General features: G+C 68.0%; 14 protein-coding genes and 1 tRNA gene. 12 read left to right on the forward strand and 3 right to left on the reverse strand.

What is annotated here, in order from left to right; translation table 11 throughout:
• Positions 1-26: 26 nt before the first annotated feature.
• Complete coding sequence (locus tag QNN99_RS14070) at positions 27-1,103, reverse strand: AAA family ATPase (protein ID WP_229967183.1); 1,077 nt, start codon at positions 1,101-1,103, stop codon at positions 27-29.
• Positions 1,104-1,238: 135 nt separating this feature from the next.
• Between QNN99_RS14070 and QNN99_RS14075 the strand changes: the two genes are divergently transcribed.
• Positions 1,239-2,150 (forward strand): TatD family hydrolase, encoded by a 912-nt coding sequence (locus QNN99_RS14075; RefSeq protein ID WP_229967185.1) that lies wholly within the window; start codon positions 1,239-1,241, stop codon positions 2,148-2,150.
• A gap of 411 nt (positions 2,151-2,561) precedes the next feature.
• Complete coding sequence (locus QNN99_RS14080; RefSeq protein ID WP_229967187.1) at positions 2,562-3,683, forward strand: resuscitation-promoting factor; 1,122 nt, start codon at positions 2,562-2,564, stop codon at positions 3,681-3,683.
• Positions 3,684-3,779: 96 nt separating this feature from the next.
• Here QNN99_RS14080 and QNN99_RS14085 read toward each other — a convergent pair whose 3' ends face one another.
• On the reverse strand, positions 3,780-5,033 hold the full coding sequence (locus QNN99_RS14085) for a helix-turn-helix domain-containing protein (RefSeq protein WP_229967189.1): 1,254 nt from the start codon (positions 5,031-5,033) through the stop codon (positions 3,780-3,782).
• Between the two features lie 267 nt (positions 5,034-5,300).
• Here QNN99_RS14085 and rsmA point away from each other — a divergent pair, with 267 nt between their 5' ends.
• The 3 genes from rsmA to QNN99_RS14100 are packed head-to-tail and all read left to right on the forward strand — an operon-like array spanning position 5,301 to position 9,218.
• Positions 5,301-6,254, forward strand: a complete 954-nt coding sequence (rsmA, locus tag QNN99_RS14090; protein WP_229967191.1) for a 16S rRNA (adenine(1518)-N(6)/adenine(1519)-N(6))-dimethyltransferase RsmA — start codon at positions 5,301-5,303, stop codon at positions 6,252-6,254.
• Positions 6,255-6,307: 53 nt separating this feature from the next.
• Positions 6,308-7,288 carry a 4-(cytidine 5'-diphospho)-2-C-methyl-D-erythritol kinase gene (locus QNN99_RS14095; protein ID WP_229967193.1) on the forward strand — a complete coding sequence of 327 codons (981 nt, stop codon included), beginning with the start codon at positions 6,308-6,310 and terminating at the stop codon, positions 7,286-7,288.
• Positions 7,289-7,346: 58 nt separating this feature from the next.
• Positions 7,347-9,218: an ABC-F family ATP-binding cassette domain-containing protein gene (locus QNN99_RS14100; RefSeq protein ID WP_229967195.1), complete on the forward strand. Its 1,872-nt coding sequence runs from the start codon at positions 7,347-7,349 to the stop codon at positions 9,216-9,218.
• 821 nt (positions 9,219-10,039) lie between these two features.
• On the opposite strand, the gene QNN99_RS17425 is transcribed toward QNN99_RS14100, so the two are convergent.
• Positions 10,040-11,158: an NUDIX domain-containing protein gene (locus QNN99_RS17425; protein ID WP_331461786.1), complete on the reverse strand. Its 1,119-nt coding sequence runs from the start codon at positions 11,156-11,158 to the stop codon at positions 10,040-10,042.
• Between the two features lie 198 nt (positions 11,159-11,356).
• On the opposite strand from QNN99_RS17425, the gene QNN99_RS14115 reads away from it, so the two are divergent.
• The 7 genes from QNN99_RS14115 to QNN99_RS14145 all read left to right on the forward strand — a co-directional run bounded on the left by QNN99_RS14115 (position 11,357) and on the right by QNN99_RS14145 (position 21,402).
• Positions 11,357-11,428, forward strand: a tRNA-Gln gene (locus tag QNN99_RS14115).
• A 72-nt stretch (positions 11,429-11,500) separates the two neighbouring features.
• Positions 11,501-13,009, forward strand: a complete 1,509-nt coding sequence (gene glmU, locus QNN99_RS14120) for a bifunctional UDP-N-acetylglucosamine diphosphorylase/glucosamine-1-phosphate N-acetyltransferase GlmU (RefSeq protein ID WP_284016009.1) — start codon at positions 11,501-11,503, stop codon at positions 13,007-13,009.
• On the forward strand, positions 13,009-13,992 hold the full coding sequence (locus QNN99_RS14125; RefSeq protein WP_210230341.1) for a ribose-phosphate diphosphokinase: 984 nt from the start codon (positions 13,009-13,011) through the stop codon (positions 13,990-13,992). The genes glmU and QNN99_RS14125 overlap by 1 nt, the downstream gene beginning before the upstream one ends.
• A gap of 280 nt (positions 13,993-14,272) precedes the next feature.
• Positions 14,273-14,881 carry a 50S ribosomal protein L25/general stress protein Ctc gene (locus QNN99_RS14130; protein ID WP_229967197.1) on the forward strand — a complete coding sequence of 203 codons (609 nt, stop codon included), beginning with the start codon at positions 14,273-14,275 and terminating at the stop codon, positions 14,879-14,881.
• 65 nt (positions 14,882-14,946) lie between these two features.
• Positions 14,947-15,534, forward strand: a complete 588-nt coding sequence (gene pth / locus QNN99_RS14135) for an aminoacyl-tRNA hydrolase (RefSeq protein ID WP_229967199.1) — start codon at positions 14,947-14,949, stop codon at positions 15,532-15,534.
• Between the two features lie 523 nt (positions 15,535-16,057).
• Positions 16,058-18,673, forward strand: a complete 2,616-nt coding sequence (locus QNN99_RS14140) for a helix-turn-helix transcriptional regulator (RefSeq protein WP_229967201.1) — start codon at positions 16,058-16,060, stop codon at positions 18,671-18,673.
• A gap of 32 nt (positions 18,674-18,705) precedes the next feature.
• Positions 18,706-21,402 carry a LuxR C-terminal-related transcriptional regulator gene (locus QNN99_RS14145; protein WP_229967203.1) on the forward strand — a complete coding sequence of 899 codons (2,697 nt, stop codon included), beginning with the start codon at positions 18,706-18,708 and terminating at the stop codon, positions 21,400-21,402.
• The last annotated feature ends 330 nt before the right edge of the window (positions 21,403-21,732 follow it).

Below are 21,732 nucleotides of genomic sequence, written 5' to 3' on the forward strand. Positions count from 1 at the left end.
GGTGGTACTGCCGGAAGGTGCCCGGCCTAACGCCGCATGCGCTCGCCGGCGGGACTGCGGGGAACGGGAACGCGGGAGAGCAGGTGCGCCAGCAGGCCGGTGGGCGTTTCGCCGGAGCTGGCCGCCTTGCGGTCCAGGATGATGCGGTGGGCCAGGACGGGGTCGGCCAGGAGCGAGATGTCATCGGGCAGAACGAAGTCCCGTCCCGCCAGCGCGGCGTGGGCCTTGGCGGCGCGCAGCAGCTGCAGCAGGGCCCGGGGGCTGGCGCCGAGCCTCAGGTGCGTGTGTTCGCGGGTCGCCTGGCCAATCGCCACCGTGTATTCCTTCACGGCGCCGGAGACGAAGATGTCCCGGACCCGGGCCGTCATGGCGGCCACCTCAGCGACGTCGACGACGGCGGCAACCTTGTCCAGCGGCGACGTCGACTGGTGGGATTCCAGCATCTCGATTTCGGATTGCGTGTCGGGATATCCCATGGAGATGCGGGCCATGAACCGGTCGCGCTGGGCTTCGGGCAGCGGATAGGTGCCCTCCATCTCGATCGGGTTCTGCGTGGCCACCACCATGAACGGCTCGGCCAGCCGGTAGGTGCCCCCGTCCACGGTCACCTGTCGCTCTTCCATGCATTCCAGCAGCGCCGACTGGGTCTTGGCGGAAGCTCGGTTAATTTCGTCCCCGATCACGATGTTCGCGAAGATCGGGCCCTGGCGGAACTCGAACCGGTGGGAGTCCTGGTTGTAGATCGACACGCCGGTCACGTCCGAAGGCAGCAGATCCGGAGTGAACTGGATCCGGGTGACGGAACAGTCAATGGTCCGGGCCAGTGTTTTGGCGAGGAGTGTTTTGCCCACGCCGGGCACGTCCTCCAGCAGCACATGCCCCTGGGCGAGCAGCACGGTCAGCACCAGGGAGGCCGCCTCCTCCTTGCCGTCAATCACGGTGTTGATGGCGGAGAGGATGTCCGAGGCTGCTTGGTGGAAAGCCTCGGCATCCGGCGCCGGCGCCGCCCGCCGGTTCCAGGCTGCCGGTTGTCCGGAGGCCGCCGCTGCGGGAGGCTCCCCGGAAAACGGTGCGGTGCCTGCAGCTGGATTTCGAGCGTCCATGGATACCTTCCGAGCATCGGCGGATCGCGGGCGGACCCCCGGGACCGGGAACCGCCGGCGACGCTAACAGTCCCCAGCCGGTACGGCAGCGGGCTTATGTCAGTACAGGTTACAAGCTCAATTAGGGTTAAAGACATGTGCAATGACAGCGGCTTTGTTCCGGGCGAAATACCTGCAGCCTACCTGGACTTCGCGTCCGGTTCGGGGAAACCTTATCCTCCCGCACCGGAACCGCTTCCGGTGCCGGTGATCGACAACCACACGCACCTTGATTTTGCGCCCGGCGAGGCGGGCACCGCGGGCGTCAGGGCGGCCATGGACGCGGCCGAGGCGGCGGGCGTCCGCGGAGCCGTGCAGGTGGGCACCGACCTGGAGTCTTCCCGCTTCACCGTCCGGGTCCTGGACGAGGAACCGCGGCTGCTCGGTGCGGTGGCGATCCATCCCAACGATGCGCCGGTGCTGGCCGCCGAGGGAGCCCTGGACGCGGCGCTGGAAGAGATCGAAGCACTCGCCGGGCATCCGCGGGTGCGCGGCATCGGCGAAACCGGACTGGACTATTTCCGCACCGGCGCCGACGGCGTCGAGCGCCAGCAGTATTCCTTCCGCCGGCACATCGACATCGCCAAGCGGCTGGGCTTGGCCCTGCAGATCCACGACCGGGACGCGCACGACGACGTCGTGCGCGTGCTGCTCGAGGAGGGGGCGCCGGAGAACGTGGTGTTCCACTGCTTCTCCGGTGACGCGGACCTGGCGCGGACCTGCAACGAGCACGGCTGGAACATGTCCTTCGCCGGCACGCTCACCTTCAAGAACGCGGGAAATCTCCGCGAAGGCCTCGCCGTGGCCGACCGGCGGTTGCTGCTGGTGGAAACCGACTCCCCGTTCCTGACCCCGCATCCGTTCCGGGGCCGGCCGAACGCCAGTTACATGGTGCCCTACACGGTGCGGTTCATGGCCGCCCAGCTGGGCGAGGATCTGGCCGAACTGGGCGCGGACCTGGTGGCGAACACGGTGCGGGTCTACGGCTCCTGGGACGCCGCCTCCTAGCGGTTTTACTGCTGCCGCCCCAGCCAGGGGCTCCGTGCTCCGCCACCGTGACCCATGTCACATCAGCACCATGGACCACTTGGGAGCTCAAAAACCTCGGGTTGCTCTCACATCACGGTTCGATTACGGTAAGGAGCTATTAGCCGGGGTCGGGGAAGGCGCCGGAACTAATATCGAACCACACACCGTCCTGTGAACAGTGGCGCGCTCATTTCGCTTGAGATGCGGCGATGCCTCTGTGCCTGGTTGCGGCAGCGGTTCCTCGCCTGCGCACAGTGCCGCCCCGTGAGATCCGGGGACAACGGCTGCCACGCGCCCTCATCCCCGTGCCCGGACGCTCATAACGTTTGGAATTTCGTGGCACATGCACTCCTGAGGCGTGGGGTAAAACTGACCGGGCAGGCCGTAGTAATGGTCGCTCTCATCCTGGGGCTGGTGGCCTTTGTCGGCACCAACAAATCCGTTTCGCTGACCGTCGACGGTCAGAGCAGCGACGTCAAGACCTTCGGCGGCACCGTCGCTGAAGTCCTGCAGAAGGCCGATGTCCAGGTCACCGCCGCCGACCGGGTGAGCCCCGATCTGGCCACCGAGGTCACCGACGGCGCCAGCATCGAGGTCTTCAAGGCCAAGACCGTGGACGTCACGCTCGACGGCGAAGGCCATACCGTCAGCACCACCGGCCAGACCGTGGCCGACCTGGTCTCGGAGCTGCGCGTCGCCTCCAACTCGGCCGTATCGGCGTCGCTGGACACCGAACTGACCGGGCTGGACGATCCGATTTCGATCTCCACCCCCAAGACCGTCACCATGGTGCTCGACGGCAAGTCCTACAACCGCCCGACGACGGCGGGTACCGTCGCCGAACTGCTGGACGAAGCGGGCATAACCCTTGCCGCAACCGACCGGCTGTCCGCCCCGTCCACCGCTGCCCTGGCGGACGGCATGGCTCTGAAGGTCACCCGCGTGCAGCCCGGCGAAAAGGACACGGTCGCCGAGCCCGTGCCCTACAAAACCACCGAAGTGCCTGACCCCAACCTCCTTGAGGGTGAGAAAAAGGTGACGGTGAAGGGAACTCCCGGCGAGATTGTCCGGGTTTTCGACACGGTCCTGGTTGACGGCCGCGAGGCCAGCCGCACCCTGGTCAGCGAAACAGTTGCGGTCCCGCCGACCGACGAGAAGATCGCCGTGGGCACCAAGAAGAAGCCTGCGAAGCCTGCAAAGCCGGCACCGGCACCGGCCCCGGCGTCGGCATCGGCACCGGCTTCACCGGGCGGCGCTGCACCAGCCGGTGGAAACTGGGCCGCGCTGGCGCAGTGCGAATCCGGCGGAGACTGGCACATCAACACGGGCAACGGTTACTCCGGCGGGCTGCAGTTCAGCGCCTCCAGCTGGCTCGGCGCCGGCGGCGGCCAGTACGCGCCGATTGCTGCCGGAGCTACCCCCGCACAGCAGATTGCCGTGGCCGAGAAGCTTCGGGCCAACGGCGGATGGGGCCACTGGCCGTCCTGCGCCGCGAAGCTTGGCTTGCTCTAAGGCAGCTTGCTCTGACAGAGCCTGGCTGCCAAGGCCGCTGGAAAGCGCGCAGCCCGAATCCAGTTCGGCTGCACAACCCGGAACCGGGACCTGTAATCAGGTCCCGGTTCCGCCGGTTAAGCCCAGCGGAAGTCCGGTTCGCGCCTTGACTGCCAGCCGTCCGGCGTGACCGGCGCGTTCCAGCGCGCCGGCGGCCGAGAACGCCGCCGCGCTCTGATCCAAAAACTCCGCGGCCTCCCTGTCGCTGCCCAGCGCCGCCAGGCTCAGGCCCAGGTGCAGGGCCACCTCGCCGGCCCCCTGTGGTGAGAGCGCCTCGCGGTGCTCGTAGACGTCGGTCAGCACCTGGACTGCCCCCACATGGTTGCCGGTCAGCTGCAGCCAGCGGCCGCGGCTGTGCAGGTTGGACAGCTTCTCTTCCTCGGTGCCGCCCACCACCGACAGTGCTGTTTCGGCGTGCATCAGGCACTCCCGGGTGGCGGCGTCGTGCAGCCCCTCCGCCAGCCGCAGGGCCGCCGAGCCGCGGGTGAACGCGGCCCAAACCTCCAGGTCCGCGGCCGGCGTCAGGAGCGACGCTGCCCGGCCGTGATAGCGCACGCCGGCGGCGGCGTCACCGCGGCGGAAGGCCACGTCGCCCACGGCCCAGAAGCCCTTGCCGGCCGCCTGCCGGTCCGCGGAGGCCTCCAGCAGGGGAATCAGCAGTGTTCGGCAGTACCCCCAGGCCTCGTCCTGCAGGCCGCTCTCCGAAAGGGCTCCGATCAGCGCCTGGTACACCTCTATGTGCTGACCGGCGTCCAGCCGCACCGACCACCCCAGCTCCAGCGCACGCCGGGCGTGGTCCACCGCTTCGGGCAGGCGCCCGGCACCCTGGCAGGCCGTCGCCAGCAGCGTTTCGGCCTGCGGGCGCAGCGGTTGCCCTTCGGCCGCCAGCGGATGCCGGGCCAGCAGCTGCGCCTCCTCCACGCACGCAGCGTACTGATGCAGCCGGTGCAGGCACACGGCGGCCAGGAAAGTGAGCTCCCACCAGCCCATTGGGTCGCCCTCGGCCAGTGCGGCGTCGGCCGCCAGCTGGGCAAACCGCCGGGCAGCCCGGTAATTCCGTTCGTCCCAGGCCTGCGCGGCGGAGAACTCCAGAAAGGCTCGGCTGTCGGCACCGCTCTGCGGCCGCGGATAGCCCGGCACCGCCGTGAGCCGTTCGGCCAGGATCCGGACGGCGCCTCGGGGCGGTTCCCGCCGGCCCTTTTCCAGCTGTGATATCTCCCGTGCCCGGAAGGTGCTCCCGCCCAGTTCCGACTGGGTCAGGCAGCGGTCCGTGCGCACGAATTGAAGCCGTTTTCCGAACATTTCGCCCATTTGCCATTTCCGCCGATCTTGGGCCGCGGGACACCTGAACGCCGCGGGACATTTGAGCGGTGCATCCGTGTGGATCGTGCCTCTGTGTGAATTGTGCCTCCGTGCAAAAGGCTACCGACCACGTCACGGGGATGGCAGGGTGCTTGCCCGTTGACGGGAGGAAACGCGACGAACAGGAGTTTGCGCCCGGCGCGCGGCCCGCGGCGGCGGCGGGAACCTGGCCCGACCGGACCGGGCCGGGATGGCGCGCTCGGCTAGTATTACTCAGTGACTGAATCCGCTTCCGCCTCCCGTCCTCCGGTCAAACCGCTGCTGGGTGCCACCGATATCCGCGCCCTGGCCGATGAACTGGGAGTACGCCCGACCAAGACCCTCGGGCAGAACTTCGTGATTGACGGCAACACCATCCGCCGCATCGTCGCCGCCGCAGGCATCGGCCCCGAGGAAACGGTGCTCGAAGTCGGACCCGGCCTAGGCTCGCTCACGCTGGGGCTGCTGGACGCGGCCCGGTCCGTCGTCGCCGTCGAAATCGACCCCGTCCTGGCCGGGCGGCTGCCGGCCACCGTCGAATCCTGGCGGCCGGAAAAAGCCGGCCAGCTCCATGTGGTCCTCGGCGACGCGATGCGGATCACCGAGCTGCCGGTCGAGCCCACCGCACTGGTGGCCAACCTCCCGTACAACGTGGCAGTGCCCGTGGTGCTGCACCTGCTCGAGCGTTTCCCCTCCCTGCAGCACGGACTGGTCATGGTCCAGGATGAAGTCGCGGACCGGCTGGCCGCGGTGCCCGGTTCCAAGGTCTACGGCGTGCCCTCAGTGAAGGCGGCCTGGTACACCACCATGCGCAAGGCCGGGGTGATCGGGATGAACGTCTTCTGGCCGGCCCCCAAGATCGCCTCCGGGCTGGTCGGGTTCACCCGCCACGAACCGCTGGAGACAACGGCAACCCGTGAAGAAGTCTTCGCCGTGATCGACGCCGCCTTCGCCCAGCGCCGCAAGACCCTGCGCGCAGCACTGTCCGGCTGGGCCGGCAGCCCCGCCCAGGCGGAGAATGCGCTGGTGGCCGCCGGAGTGGATCCGAAGGCCCGCGGCGAGGTCATCGACATCCACGCCTTTGCGCGGATTGCCGAGGCCAAGGGTGCCGAGCCTGCAGCCTCGCCTGCCGCATCGCCGGCCGCGGACGGCGCATCCGGCAGCGAAGCGGACGGCGCAGCATCGGTCTAGGCGCAGGCCCCCGCATTAACGGCGCGGGCGGCACTTCCTCTAAGTTGGAAGATATGAGCGCAGCGAAGTTTTCATCCGCACAACCCCCGGCGGCGGCCCCTGCCTCCGTGCGGGTCCGCGCCCCGGGCAAGATCAACGTGTCACTGCGCGTCGGCCCGCTCCGGCCCAGCGGCTACCACGGGGTCGCCAGCGTCTATCTGGCCGTGTCGCTGTTCGAGGAGATCACCGCCACGGTCACCGAGACCCCGGGCATCACCGTCACGGTGAACAGCGACGGCGCACTGCAGGTTCCCGTCGGTGACATTCCGCTGGGCCCGGACAACCTTGCCGCACGCGCCGCGCAGGCCCTGGCCGCGTACGCGGACAACCCCACGGGCGTGCACCTGCACATCACCAAGCGGGTTCCCGTGGCCGGCGGGATGGGCGGCGGATCGGCCGACGCCGCGGCGGCCCTGGTGGCCTGCGACGCCCTCTGGAACACTCACCTGTCGCGGCAGGAACTGGCCGGCATCGCGGCCGGCCTGGGCGCTGACGTGCCCTTTTCGCTGCTCGGCGGCATCGCCGTCGGCCTGGGAGTGGGAGACGAACTCACCCCGGCCATCTCGAAGACGCCGCTGCACTGGGTGCTGGTCGCCTCCGACGCCGGCCTCTCCACGCCGGCCGTCTACGGCGCCCTTGACGCCCTCCGCGACGAACAGCAGGTGCACGCCGCAGAGCCGGACGCCGTCGATCCGCAGATCCTGGCAGCCATGCGTTCCGGGAATGCCCGGGAGCTGGCAGCCGTTGTGTCCAATGACCTGCAGGCCGCGGCGCTCCGGCTGGCTCCCGAGCTGGACGGCGTCCTGCGCGCCGGCGAACGGCTCGGCGCGCTGGCCGGCATGGTGTCCGGCTCCGGGCCCACGGTGGCCTTCCTGGCCGAAGACGCGGACGCGGCAACGGACCTTGAAGCGGCGCTGCGTGCCGAAGGGCACCGCGCCCTCGCCGTCGAGGGGCCGGTCCACGGCGCCCGGCTGGCCCCCGCCGTCGTCGGCTGACCTTTCCAAACCTGCACAACACCCGTAAATCCCTGACCCGACAAGAAAGTAGTACCGATTGGCACACCTGCTTGGTGCTGAGAACCTCAGCATTTCCTTTGGCACCCGCACGATCCTGGACGGGGTTTCCCTGGGCCTGGAAGAGGGGGACCGCATTGGCGTTGTCGGCCGCAACGGCGACGGCAAGTCCACCCTGATGCGCCTGCTCGCCGAGCGGCAGACGCCCGACGACGGCCGCGTCACCCGCCGCCGCGACGTCACGGTCGGCTATCTGGACCAGTCGGACGTGCTGGACGGAGACCTCACCGTCGGCCAGGCCATTGTGGGCGACGCCGCCGACTACGAGTGGGCCTCGAACGCGCGCATCCGCGACGTCATGAGCGGGCTGATCCAGGAAGTGGACTGGAACGCCTCCGTCTCCTCGCTTTCCGGCGGGCAGAAGCGCCGCGTCGCCCTCGCCAAGCTGCTGACCGGGGACGACGACGTCGTCATGCTCGATGAGCCCACCAACCACCTGGACGTGGAAGGCGTGGCCTGGCTGGCGAAGCACCTGAAGAACCGCTGGCGCTCCGACGCCGGCGGCCTGCTCGTGGTCACCCACGACCGGTGGTTCCTGGACGAAATCTGCACGCGCACCTGGGAAGTCCACGATGCGATGATCGACCCCTTCGACGGCGGCTACGCAGCGTACGTGCTGGCCCGCGCCGAGCGCGACCGCACGGCCAACGTCATGGAGGGCAAGCGCCAGCAGCTCGTGAAGAAGGAACTGGCCTGGCTGCGCCGCGGCGCCCCCGCCCGCACCGCCAAGCCCAAGTTCCGCATCGAGGCGGCGAACAACCTGATCGCCGACGTGCCGGAGCCGCGCGACACCCTGTCGCTGAACAAGATGGCCACCGCCCGCCTCGGCAAGGACGTCCTGGACCTCGAAGAAGTGTCCCTGACCCTGGGCGACACCGAGCTGTTCAAGAACATCACCCTGCGCCTGGCGCCGGGGGAGCGGCTGGGCCTGGTGGGCGTCAACGGCGCCGGCAAGACCACCCTGCTGCGCCTGCTCAACGGCGAAATCGAGCCCACGTCGGGCCGGCTGAAGCGCGGCAAGACCGTGCAGACCGCCGTGCTGACGCAGGAGGTCAAGGAACTGGACGAGGTTGCCGACCTGCGCGTCATCGAGGTCATCGAAAACGAGAAGCGCGTGTTCAGCGTCGGCGGCAAGGACGTTTCCGCCGGCCAGCTGGTGGAGCAGCTGGGCTTCTCCCAGCAGCGCCAGTGGACCCCGGTGCGGGACCTCTCCGGCGGTGAGCGCCGCCGGCTGCAGCTGCTGCGCCTGCTCGTGGGTGAGCCGAACGTGTTGATGCTCGATGAGCCCACCAACGACCTGGACACCGACACCCTGGCGGCCGTCGAGGACGTCCTGGACGGCTGGCCCGGCACCCTCGTGGTGGTCTCGCACGACCGGTACCTGCTCGAACGCGTCACCGACCACCAGATGGCCCTGCTCGGCGACGGCAAGCTGCGCGGACTGCCCAACGGCGTCGACCAGTACCTCGAGCTGCGCGGCCAGGCGCTGGCGGCGAACTCCTCGGCGTCGACTGCCGCCCGCGGCTCCTCGCAGGCGGCCCGTGCCGCTGCGGCCGGCTCCTCGCGTCCGGGCTCCGGCGGCGGAGTGGCGACGGCGGTGGCCACCGCCTCGGGTGCCTCCGAGGCCGAGAAGCGGATCGCCAAGAAGGACCTGGTCCGGATCGACCGGCAGATGACCAAGCTCAAGGCGCAGGTCGAAAAGGTCAACACCCAGATGACCGCTGCCACGGAGAAGTCCGGCGGAGCAGACTTCGAGCAGCTGGCGGACCTGAACAAGAAGCTGCAGACCCTGGCCTCCGAGCAGGAGGACCTGGAGCTGCAGTGGCTGCAGGCCTCGGAAAAGCTGGAGTAGGGGTTCTCGGCCCGGTTCCGGGTCTGGGTTCAGGTTCTGGGTTCAAAGGGGAGGGCGGGGGTCCGGTATTGGTCCGGAACCGGCCCTTCCCGCCCTTCCCGGGTCCCGGCCCTTCCCGGGCCCGCCCCTTCCCGGGCCCGCCCCTTCCCGGGCCCGCCCCTTCCCGGGCCCGCCCGCTCCGGATTCCCTCCGTTTTGTGAAAATTCGACCGGTTTGGTAAATCCCTGCCACTGCGGACTGGCAGGGATTTACCAAACTGGCAGCAGAATCCCAAAGTGGCAGCAGAACCGGGGTCAGGGTCGGTGTCTCGGGCTCGGCGGCTCCCGAGTGTGCAGGTCTGCTAACTTTGGCGGCTCGGCGGGTTTCGAGTGTGCAGGTCTGCTGACTTTGGCGGCTCGGCGGCTCTCGAGTGTGCACGTCTGGCGACTTCAGCGGCTCGGCGGGTTTCGAGTGTGCACGCCTGGCGACCAAAACGGAGCGGAAGTCACCATACCTGCGCTCTCGGGGCGGTGGCCGGGGCGGAAGTCACCATACCTGCACTCTCGGGATGTGGGGCGGCCGTTCGGGGACTCTCTACCTGCCAAACCGGAGCGGGCCAGGGATTCTTGTTCCCCGCGCAGATCTTTCGTGCAGATCAGGGCCTCCGCAGAATTCCTTCGTGCAGATGAGGGCTTCTAATCATCAAAACCGGCCCATGTGAGTGCATTATCTGCACGAAGGATCCGGCCCGGGGTGGTTTGAGTGCATTATCTGCACGAGAGATCCGGCCCCGGGGCGGTTTGAGTGAGTCTGATGTCCCTTTCGGGAGGAATTGGGACGGATCAGGCGCCGGCGAGCAGCTGCGGCAGGATGTGATCGCGCAGCAGCGGGGAGAGATCGTCGCGGACCAGGGCCTGCTCCGGATCCACCCAGAGCAGCTCCTCGATTTCGGCAGCAGCCACCAGCTGATCGGCGTGGATGCCACTTCCCGCGGAGATCGTCCACGCGAAGAGCCCGGCATCAATGAAGGTGTCCTCTTCATTCGCGGCCGGGCCGTACCAGCGGCCCAGATCCAACAGGTCCGTCTCCGCCAGCTGCAGGCCCAGCTCCTCCCGGACTTCGCGGACAGCCGCCCCGGCGAAGGACTCGCCGGGCTCCAGCTTGCCGCCGGGCTGCATGAACTTCGAGGTGCCGCGCTTGCGCACCAGGAGCACCCGGCCGCGGTCATCGCGCACCAGCACGGCCGAAAGGGTCAGCACCACCGGGGGTTCGACGGCGAGACCGCCGTCAACGGGGAGGCCGCCGGAACCGGAAGGCAGGTCCGCCGGCTGCATGTGGCGCAGCTCGGGATCCTTCTGCAGCCCGGTCAGGCCGTTCCAGGACAGGTTCACCAGGTGTGCCGCGACAGTCGCCTTGTCCGGGGTGCGCGCGTCGAGCCACCACTGTCCGGTCATGGCAACCATGCCCACCAGCATCTGGGCGTACATGCCGCCCACTTCGGCGCTGAGGCCGCGGTTGCCGAATTCCTTGGACAGGATGTGCTCCACGTCGCCGGTGATCCGCGAGAGCAGCGTGGCGAAGGTGCCCTCGGGCTGCGACGGCGGTGCGTCCCGCACCAGGATGCGGAACCCGTCGGTGTGGTTTTCGATGTAGTCCAGCAGGGCGTAGGCCGCCCGCTCGATCAGGACGCGGGGACCGGCGTCGGCGCCGAGCGCTTCGGTGATGACAGTCAGGAGGCGGTCGAACTCGGCGTCCACCACCTCGGTGTAGAGCGCTTCCTTGGACCCGAAGTGCTCGTAGACAACGGGCTTGGACACACCCGCGGTCGCGGCAATGTCCTCGATGGTGGCGCCGTCGAGCCCGCGCAGGGCAAACAGGCTGCGCGCCACGGTGAGCAGCTGTGCGCGCCGTTGCACGCCGGTCATGCGCAGGCGTGCTCCGCCCGCCGGAATTCTTACCACCTCCACAGTCTAAGGCCTGGCCCCGGGACTCCCGGGAACGCCCCCGGCGGACTCCCGGGAACGCCCCCGGCGGGCCACCGGGAGCCGCACGAGCCCCGCCCCGGACCGCCCGCAGAGCGCCCCAAATGACGCCAACTCGCGCCGGTGTCCGCCGGCATGGCAAACTAAACTCTTGTGTGCGGGGCGACCTGCACATTTTCCGCCCTGGTGTAATGGCAGCACCCCGGCCTTTGGAGCCGTGGAGTATAGGTTCGAATCCTATGGGCGGAACGGCAGCAGTGCCGGTCCACACCCCCGGCGGCCGCCCCTTCAGCGGCCGTCCGACAACAGGAGCGCTTTTTCGTGACCACTCAGGATGCCGAATCCATCGAAAGCGCCGGCGGCGGTCCCGCCGCCGTCATCGTCTTGGCCGCCGGAGCCGGCACCCGGATGAAGTCCCGGACGCCGAAGATCCTCCACCCGGTCGGCGGCACCTCCATGGTCGGCCACGCGCTGGCCGCGGCCGAGGCCCTGAATCCCCGAGCCCTCGCCGTCGTCGTGCGGCACGAGCGGAACCGGGTGGCGGAACACGTGGCCGCCGCCGCTCCGCAGGCAGTGATCGTGGACCAGGACGACATCCCCGGCACCGGCCGCGCCGTCCAGGTCGCCCTGGAGGCCCTGGATCGGTTCACTCCGCTGGAAGGCACCGTCGTGGTCACCTACGGCGATGTTCCCCTGCTGGAAGCGGACACCCTGCGCGAGCTCGTCACCGTCCACCGCATCGACGGCAACGCGGTCACCGTCCTCACCGCCCACCTGGCGGATCCCACCGGTTACGGCCGGATACTGCGGGCCGACGACGGCACCGTCACCGCCATCGTGGAACACAAGGACGCCGACGCCGCCCAGCGCGCCGTCACCGAAATCAACTCCGGCATCTACGCCTTCGACGCCGCCGTGCTGCGCGATGCGCTGGCAAAGGTCACCTCGGACAACTCGCAGGGCGAGATGTACCTCACGGACGTGCTGGGCCTGGCCCGGGCCGACGGCGGCCGGGTCGCCGCCGTGGTCACCGACGACTTCTGGCAGGTGGAAGGCGCCAACGACCGCGTCCAGCTGGCCGCCCTGAACGCCGAGCACAACCGCCGGAACCTGGTGCGCTGGATGCGCGCCGGCGTCACCATCGTGGATCCCGCCACCACCTGGATCGACGGCTCGGTGACCCTCGACGAGGACGTCACCATCCTGCCCGGCACCCAGCTGCACGGCACCACCACGGTGGCGCGCGACGCCGTCGTCGGCCCGGACACCACGCTGACCAACGTGAGCGTGGGGGAGGGGGCAAAGGTCGTCCGCACCCACGGTTCCGATGCCCGCCTCGGCGCCGGAGCCGACGTCGGCCCCTTCGCCTACCTGCGCCCGGGCACCGTCCTGGGTGCCAAGGGCAAGATCGGGACGTTCGTGGAGACCAAGAACGCGAACATCGGCGCCGGGTCCAAGGTTCCGCACCTTTCCTATGTGGGGGACGCCACCATCGGCGAGCAGTCCAACATTGGTGCGGCGTCGGTTTTCGTGAATTACGACGGCGTGAACAAGCACCATACGACCATCGGATCGCACGTCCGGATGGGCAGCGACAACATGTATGTGGCCCCCGTTACAGTGGGCGACGGCGCGTACAGTGGAGCTGGAACGGTGGTCCGCAAGGACGTCCCGGCCGGCTCCCTGGCCATCAACGTAGCGCCGCAGCGCAACCTCGACGGCTGGGTGCTGACCAACCGCCCCGGCACCGCCGCCGCGGAAGCAGCGGCCGGCGCCACCAGCACCTCTTCCTCAGAAACTGATTCCCCCACGCGAGAAAGCGATCATTAATGAGCAGCGAGATCACCGCACAAGGTGAAAAGAAGCTTGTCCTTGCCACTGGCCGGGCACACCCGGAACTGGCCGAGGAGATCGCGCGCTGTCTTGACACGGATCTGCTGCCGCTGGCTTCCTATGACTTCGCCAACGGCGAGATCTATGTCCGTCCCGGGGAGAGCGTCCGCGGCACCGACGCCTTCGTGATCCAGGCGCACCCGGCACCCATGAACAACTGGCTCATGGAACAGCTGATCACCGTTGACGCGCTGAAGCGGGCCTCCGCCAAGCGCATCACCGTGGTCTCCCCGTTCTACCCGTACGCCCGGCAGGACAAGAAGGGCCGCGGACGCGAGCCCATCTCGGCCCGCCTGATCGCGGACCTGTACAAGACCGCCGGCGCGGACCGCATCATGAGCGTTGACCTGCACACCTCGCAGATCCAGGGCTTCTTCGACGGCCCCGTTGACCACCTGATGGCCATTCCGCTGCTGGCCGACTACATCCGCACCCGCGTTGACGTTTCCAACGTCACCGTGGTGTCTCCGGACACCGGCCGCGTCCGCGTTGCCGAGCAGTGGGCCGAGCGCCTGGGCGGCTCGCCGCTGGCCTTCGTGCACAAGAGCCGCGACCTGACCGTGCCGAACCAGGCCGTGTCCAAGCAGGTCGTGGGCCAGGTCGCGGGCCGCACCTGCGTGCTGATTGACGACATGATCGATACCGGCGGAACCATCGCCGGCGCCGTGCGCGTACTCAAGGAAGCCGGCGCCAAGGACGTCATCATCGCCGCCACGCACGCCGTCTTCTCCGACCCGGCCGCACGCACGCTTGCCGAGTCCGGCGCCCGCGAGGTAGTGGTCACCAACACGCTGCCGATCCCCGCCGCCAAGCGCTTCGACCAGCTGACCGTCCTCTCGATTGCCCCGCTGATTGCCCGGGCCATCAAGGAAGTCTTCGAAGACGGCTCCGTCACCAGCCTCTTCGACGGCAAGGCCTAGCCTTCAAAGGCCGCCTCACCGCGGCCTGCACCACCGCACCGCGATGCTGCCCGTTCGGACTCCGGTTCGAGCGGGCAGCGTGCTGCTGGTAGGATGGTCTGCGATGCCTAGGCGAGGGAGAGGTCCGGATAATTCCGGACGTTACTCCGTTATCGACGGTGGCTGGCAACTTCTGACCGCACGTGCCTGATCTTCGGATCGGAGCGAAGCGCGCGGCGCTGTTCCCATACCGGCGCCTTCGTCCCGGCAACCACGGAACATCCAATATCAGGAGTTTGAAATGTCTGAGCAGAAGCTCGCAGGAACCGTCCGCACCGAATTCGGCAAGGGTGCTGCCCGCAAGGCACGCGTCGACAACATGATCCCGGCAGTCATTTACGGCCACGGCGCCGATGTCCTGCACATCCTGCTGCCCGCCAAGGCCACCACGCTGGCCGTGCGCACCGCCAACGCCCTGCTGGAAATCGACGTGGACGGCGAATCCCACCTGGCCCTGGCCAAGGACATCCAGCGCGACCCGATCAAGCAGATCATCGAGCACATCGACCTGCTGACCGTCCGCAAGGGCGAAAAGGTCGAGGTTGAGGTCAACGTCCACGTTGAAGGCGAACTGGCACCGGGCTCCTCCGTCTACAACCAGGAAGCCAACACGGTCCTGGTTGCCGCAGACGCCACCAACCTGCCGGAAACCATCGTGGTCAGCATCGAAGGCCGTGTCGCCGGCGAGCACATCTACGCTTCCGACCTGGAACTGCCTGCCGGTGTCGAGCTCCTGCTCGATCCGGAAACCATGGTCATCAACATCTCCGAGTCCACCGTTCAGGACCTCGGCGCTCCGTCCGACGAGCAGGTTGCCATTGCAGCTGCTGAAGTTGGCGCCGAAGCTTAATCCACTTCCGGGGTCTGCTCCCGGTGACGGAGCCGTCCGGTTCTTTTGAAGGAGCAGTACCTGCAGTGAACAGCAATACCTGGCTTGTAGTCGGGCTCGGGAATCCCGGGCCCGGCTACAGCCGTAACCGGCACAATATCGGCCAGATGGTCCTCGATGACCTGGCCTCCCGGGTGGGCGGGAACTTCAAGACCCACAAGTCCCGGGCACAGATCCTGGAAGGCCGGCTCGGCATCGGCGGCCCGCGCGTCATCCTGGCCAAGCCGCTGACCTACATGAACCTCTCGGGCGGGCCCGTGTCGGCACTGAGCAAATTCTTCGACATTCCGGCCGACCACGTGGTGGCGGTGCACGACGAAATCGACATCCCCTTCAACACGGTCAAGCTCAAATCCGGCGGCGGAGAAGGCGGCCACAACGGGCTCCGCGACATGAGCCGGGCCCTGGGCACCAAGGACTATCTCCGGGTCCGCGTCGGTGTGGGCCGCCCCCCGGGCCGGATGGACACCGCCGACTACGTACTGAAGGACTTTCCCTCCGTCGAGGCCAAGGAACTTCCCTTTCTGATCGGCGACGCGGCGGACGCCGTGGAACTGCTGCTGACCGACGGACTGACCGCCGCACAGCAGAAATTCCATTCCGTCGGCTCCTGAAACTTCCCCTGTTTCGATCTCCGGCCGGCCTGCCGTGAAGCCAACGCCCATGTCACAGGTAGTGCCGGGAAGAAAAACGGGTACGGATCCCGTCACGGCAAAGGCACCCAACCCCATTGTTGGACTCCCTCCCCGGGCCTAGACTTAAACCATGCCTTCGGGCATTGAAAGCTGGGGCCGGCGTCGGGAGGCCTCCGAGACTGGGCCACCCCCATCCCGGCGCCGGTCCCTTTACACAATAACCGGACAAATTATCCGGTGCACAACAACCGGGCCCCGAACTGTTTTCCTCCCGTCGGGCGCCCGGTTTTTTTGCTGCCGCGGGTTGGGCATTCCCACCCGGCCTGTTCATGCATTTGTATCTAGTAGACGAAAGCCGTCATCCGGCGTACGCTCACCAGAGAGCGGCGGCAACACCACAAAGGAACTCTCAGCTCCGACGTCAAGCATCGAACGTGCTGTGGGCGCCAGTGTGTTGCCCGCCGTCTGGCGTATTTGAATCGCGGGGGGCGCGGAAATACATATGGGGACCGACACTGAGGAGCGCGGCTGGCTGGTGGGCCGCGACGACTCCCTTGCCGAAGTTTTGCGCGCCGTCGAGGCGGGCGGCGGTGCCGTGGTGGTGGGCCCCGGCGGAATCGGAAAAACCGCGCTGGTGCGGGCCGCTGCCGCCAATTCGGCCTTTCACGTGGTGAAGGTCAGGGGAAGCCAGATCGCAGGCAGGACTCCGTTCGGTGCCCTGGCCTGGTTAATCTCCGACCTGCCGGAAGGCCTGGCCTCCAGCCCCCTGAAGCTGCTGCAGGAACTGGAATCCTGCTTCGTGCGGCAGGCCGGGGGAAAGCGGATCCTGCTGCTGGTCGACAATGCCGAGCACCTGGATGATTCAACTGCCATGGTCCTCTCCCAATTGGTGCGCCGCTCCGCGGTAACCGTCCTCGCGGCCGCTGAAAAGCTGTCGGCGTCGGCACCGGAATTTCTGGCCCTGTGGACCGAAGGCCTGCTGCACCGGATCGATGTTCCTCCGCTCGCAGCGGAGCAGACCCGGGAGCTGATGCAGAAAGTCCTTGGGGGACGGGTCTCATCGGTGGCGGCCCAGGCCATGCACCGCCACTCCGGCGGCAATCCGCAAATGATCAGGCTCCTGACCCAGGATCAGGCTGATGGCGGAAGCCTCGTCCTGCAGGGCGATGTCTGGGGCCTCGCCAAGCCGCTCGTCTTCTCTGGGACAGTCACTGAATTGATCACGTCCCGGCTCAAACGGCTCCCGCCGGCGGAGCGCTCCCTGGTGGAGCTGCTGGCCTTGTCCAATGAGATTCCGTTGACCGTGGCGCAGACCTTGTTCCCCGCAGAAACCCTGGACTCCCTGGAAGAGGGCCGGGTCGTGGACATCACTGACCGCGTGATTCGGCTCGCCAGCGCCGGCACTGCCGCCGCCGTTGCCGGGGCCGTGCGGCCGGGCCGCAGCCGGGAACTCTGGGAAGAGGTTTCGCCTCTGGTGGATCCGTCGTTGCTGGGCCCTTCCGCGCTGGACAGTTTTGCCCGCTGGTCGCTGACCTGCCAAGGCACCCTGGACCCGGAGACAGCCACGCGTGCGGCCCGGCTGTCCACTGCATCGGACGATCCTGAATCCGCGCTGGAATTTATCCGGGCAGTTCCGGTTTCCCGGCGCAGCCAAGCAATGCTGCTGGAAGAAGTCCACGCACTGGAAGAATCCGGGCATTATCCGGAGGCCCTGAGCGCACTCGACAGGATCGCCGGGGTGCCGGAACCGGGCCAGCTGGAAACCTGGGTGGAACTGAGGCTGCATCAGGCGGGATTGCTGCGGCTCTTCCCTCACCACGGTGACCCGGTTGAACTCTTGGACAGCATCGGCGCTGACCTCACCGCCTACGAGGACCAGGCCGCATATCGGCAGGCTGAGGCAGCGGTGCTGCTGAGGCGCAGCTCCCTGGCCATTGATTCCGGACGCACCGTTGACGTGCCGGATCGGCAGCTTTCCGCCGTTGCCTCCGATGCTGCCCTTAGCCCGACGCATCGACTTCGGGGCCTCGCCCTGCAGTCCCAGCTCCTCGCGATGTCCGGCAACGGTGAAGAGGCGCTGCAGCTGCTGCCGGCTTTTCGGAAGGAGTTCCGGAGCACGCTTGCCGCAAGTGCGATGGATTCCGCCCATCTCCGGATGTTCCAGGCCCTGATCGCGTGTGGTGAGTACTCGCTGGCCGAGGAGCTGGTCACCGAACTGGTGGACGGCGGAAACCGCCGGGCCTTTCGCGGCAGCGCCGGCGATGCCGCAATCGGATTGGCTCATGCGCTGGCGGGCAGGCAAGACAGCGCCTTCTCCGCCGTGACCTCCGTCAGCAGTCAAATTCGTCTGCAGGATTCCAATGACGTCCTTCCGCTCGTGCAGGCTGCTGTGGGCTATGTCCTGGCTCTCCAGGGGAACGCGGAGGAGGCCGGGCGGGAGGCCGCCGCTGCTGCAGAGTACAGGTTTGAACCGCAGCAACCGGTGCGGCTGTTAACGCATGCACTTCGGCTCCAGGCCCTGCTGGCCGGGGACATTCCCAGGCTCTGCGGCGAGCTGCGCTCCCTGGCCGGGCACTGCCTCGAGCAGGGCATGGTTGCGATTGCCCTGCTCTGCCTCGCTGCAGCCGCCCGGCACGGCGATCAAAGCGTTGCGCGTGAACTGGCGGAGGCCGCCGCCCCCGCCACTGGCCGCTGGGCGAGGGCGCTCTGGTGCTTCGGCGCGGGTATCGATCGAAACGATCCGGCGCTGTTGCTGGAAAGCGCCGAGCTGGCGTCCCGGACGGGGAACGTACTGTTGTGCAACGACGCCGCACGCGCCGCACTGGTGCTGCTGGACGGCAGGACTGACGCCACGTCACGCGGGCTGGCCCGCAGCGCGCTGAGTCATGAGCGCGCCAGTTTCCGAAAACTCCGCGACGCCAATACCGTCCACGCCCGGATGGCAGCACTGAGTCCGTTTGAGGCGGATCTGGCCCGCCGTGCAGCCAGCCCGGCGACACGGACCGAAATAAGCGAAGCGCTGAACCTCTCTCCGCGCACCGTCGACTGGCACCTGGGTAAGATCTTCGACAAGCTGCACGTTTCGGGCCGCTCGGAACTCGCCGAGGTTCTGGGGTAAGCCGTGATCATGCCGAAGTCAGGGGGGACTGCGTGATAGAGGGGGTTGCTGCGCGCCCGCTGGTGGGCAGGGAGGCCGTCCTGGAGGCCGTGCTGTCCAGCGTCCTTCGACCCGGCGGCCAAGGTGCCGTAGTGGTGGCCGACGCCGGATTGGGCAAGAGCGCGCTGGCCGGCGCGGTTGCGGCGGAAGCCGAAGGCCGGATCCGCGTCCACCGGATCCACACCAGCTCCTCGCTGTCCCGCGTCCCCTACGGTGCGCTGGCGCCGCTCCTCCCGGACCTGGACCCCCGGGACACCGATTCTCCGCTGGCCGTGATGCGGTCGCTGCTGCAGCGGCTGTTTCCGGGCGACGACGTCGATCCCGCAGCGGCGCCGCTGCTGATCATCGACGATGCCGACGCCCTTGACGAGGCAGGCGCCGACCTTCTCGCCCAGCTGGTGGCGTCGGCGCGGATCCGTGTTGTCCTCCTGGCGCGGCGGATCGCCGACATACCCGCCGGCCTCGCCGGCCTGGTGTGGGAGGGCGCGCTTTCCCGGCATGAACTGCTGCCGCTGACCGAGGACCAGGTCAAGGACCTTTGCGTCCAGGTCCTGGGGGGCCCGGTGCTGACCAGCACCAGCACTGATCTGGCACGGGTCAGCGGCGGAAATCCGATGCTGGTCCTGGCGTTGCTGTCCGAAACCGTGCGGATGGGCAGCCTGGTGCTCCGCAACGAAGTGTGGCTTCTGCAAGACCAGATGCTGCCGCCGGAGGGACGGTTGGGCGATCTGCTCAGGGCCCAGCTGGCGGGTCTGAGCAAGGAGGAACACGAGGCCCTTGAGATTATTGCCCTGGCGGAGCCGCTGCCTGCCGCAACAGCGTTTGAACTCGGGCTGCACCGGGCCGTGGATTCACTGACCGAAGCAAAGCTGGTGAAGATCTCCGCTGGCCGGGGCCGGCTCCTGCGGCCCATGCACCCGGTCTACGGCGAGGTGGTGCGCCGGTTGGTTCCGGCCGCCCGAAGTGCCCGCCTGCGCCAGCGGCTGCTCACCGTCACCGATCCCTCCGAGCGCGAATCGGACAACCTGCTGCGTTGGGTGTGCTGGTCGTTGGACTGCGGGGCGGAAGTCAGCGACGCGGACCTGGTGGCGGCCGCGTACCGGGCCAACAACGTCTTTGACAGCCCCGCGGCCCTTCGAACAGCCGGTGCCGTCAAGGGGCCGGACCACGCCTTGGCGGCGCGGGTGCAGGCGGCCCGGGCCTGTTTTCAGGACGGGCACCTGGACTCGGCACGGGAACTGGTCGACGGCGTGACGGCGGTTGCATCTGACCTGACCACGCTCAAGATGGCGGTGCTGATCCGGGTCCAGGTGCATCTGTACAACCACGGGGATCCCTCAGGACTGGCCGCCATCGCCGCGGAGTGGCTGGCCGGCGTCGACCGCATTGAACGCAGCGCGGACAGCGAAACCGCGGACGCCGAGCTGATCGCGGACATCAGCTCTTCGCGCCGCGGCGGCCGGCTGCTCGCGCTGAAGGGCAGGGTTACCGCCGGCAGCTTCCACCCGGCGGAGGCAGAACTCGAGGAGATCCTCGCTGACGCGCGCAGGGCCGGCGACGACGAAGCCATCCTCGTCGCTGAGGCGCTTCTGGCCGAGATTCTCATCGCCACCGGCCGCGCCCGGGCAGCCGGGATTCTCTCCCGCGATGCCATGGTTATCCTGGATCGCGGCGGGCACCGTTTCCTCTCCTACTCGCTGTTTGTGCTGCACCGGCACGTGGACGTGCTTCTGTGGCTGGGGGAGTGGGAGGAACTGCACGCGACCCTGCGCCAGGGCGTGAGCGGAATCTTCGGCGCACTCGTCCATGTGGGCGGGACGGCTGACCTTGGGCTCGCGGTCCTGAACCTGCGGAACGACGACTCCGCTGCAGCTTTGACCCATCTGTCCGCGGCGATCGAGGGGCTTCGGACACATGATTCCGAGGGCATGCTCCCGATTGCCCTCGGCCTGGGAGCCTTGATTGCCGCGGGCGAGGGCCGCGCCGCCGCAGCGGAGGGACTGCTGGCTGAGATCAAGGTCCTCAGCCGCCGGGGGGCCGCCGCGTCGTGGCTGCTGGCGCACGGTTACGCGGCTGCGGCCAGGGCCGTGATGTCCGGTGAACGGGAACCGCCGAAAGAGCTGGGGGAGCTGGCCGCTGAGGCCGAACACGCGGGGTTCGTGGCTGCTGAACTGGAGCTGCGGACCTTGGCCCTGTCGTTCGGTGACCTGGACGGGATGAGCCGGCTGAGAAAGATCTCGGAAGAGTTTGAAGGTCCGCAGGCGGAGGTGATCGGACGCTTCGCCCGGGCCGTCCTGGACGAGGATGCCGAAGAGCTGCTGCGGCTGGGATCGGATCCGGTGGAGCCGGGCTGGGAGCGCCTGGCCAAACGGTGCACCGAGGAAGCCCTCCGCCTCGCCCGGGCCGGCGGCGACCGGGCACTGCTCAAACGGGTGCAGCGCGAACTCAACAAGAAAAACGGTCTCCCGGCGCGCCAGAAACAGAAGGCGGGGGTTCCCCTGCTGACCCGCCGGGAACACGACGTCGCCGCTTTGGTCATGCAGGGTTGCCGCAACGCTGAAATCGCCGAGCGGCTCTTCCTCTCGGTTCGCACGGTGGAGGGACACATCTACCGGACCTTCGAAAAACTTGGGATCAGCCGCAGAGAAGACCTGAAGCCGGAGCTCCTGGCCCGCAACAGCGAAGACTGACGGCGCCCGCACGACGACGGCGGCTTGCCTCGGCCCGGGAACGACGACGGCGCCCGCCTCGGCGCGTGAAAGACGACGACGGCTCGCCTCGGCGCAGGAACGACGACGGCGCCCGCCTCGGCGCGGGACCAGTACCGGCGGGGCCGGCTCAAGGTAAATCCACGCACCCGGGTGGCAGCGGATCGGGTATCCGGTACCCGTGCGGACTCCCGGCGGAAAACCTTAGGGTGAGGATGATCCTTGGCGGGCTGGTTCCTGCCGGGGGTAGCAAGGTCTCGGGAAGAAGCCGGCTGTGACCCGCCAGCCGCGCGACGCGCTCGGCTAATCATT

Source organism: Arthrobacter sp. zg.Y820, from assembly GCF_030125555.1.
In the GTDB taxonomy this organism is placed as follows: Bacteria; Actinomycetota; Actinomycetes; order Actinomycetales; family Micrococcaceae; genus Arthrobacter_B.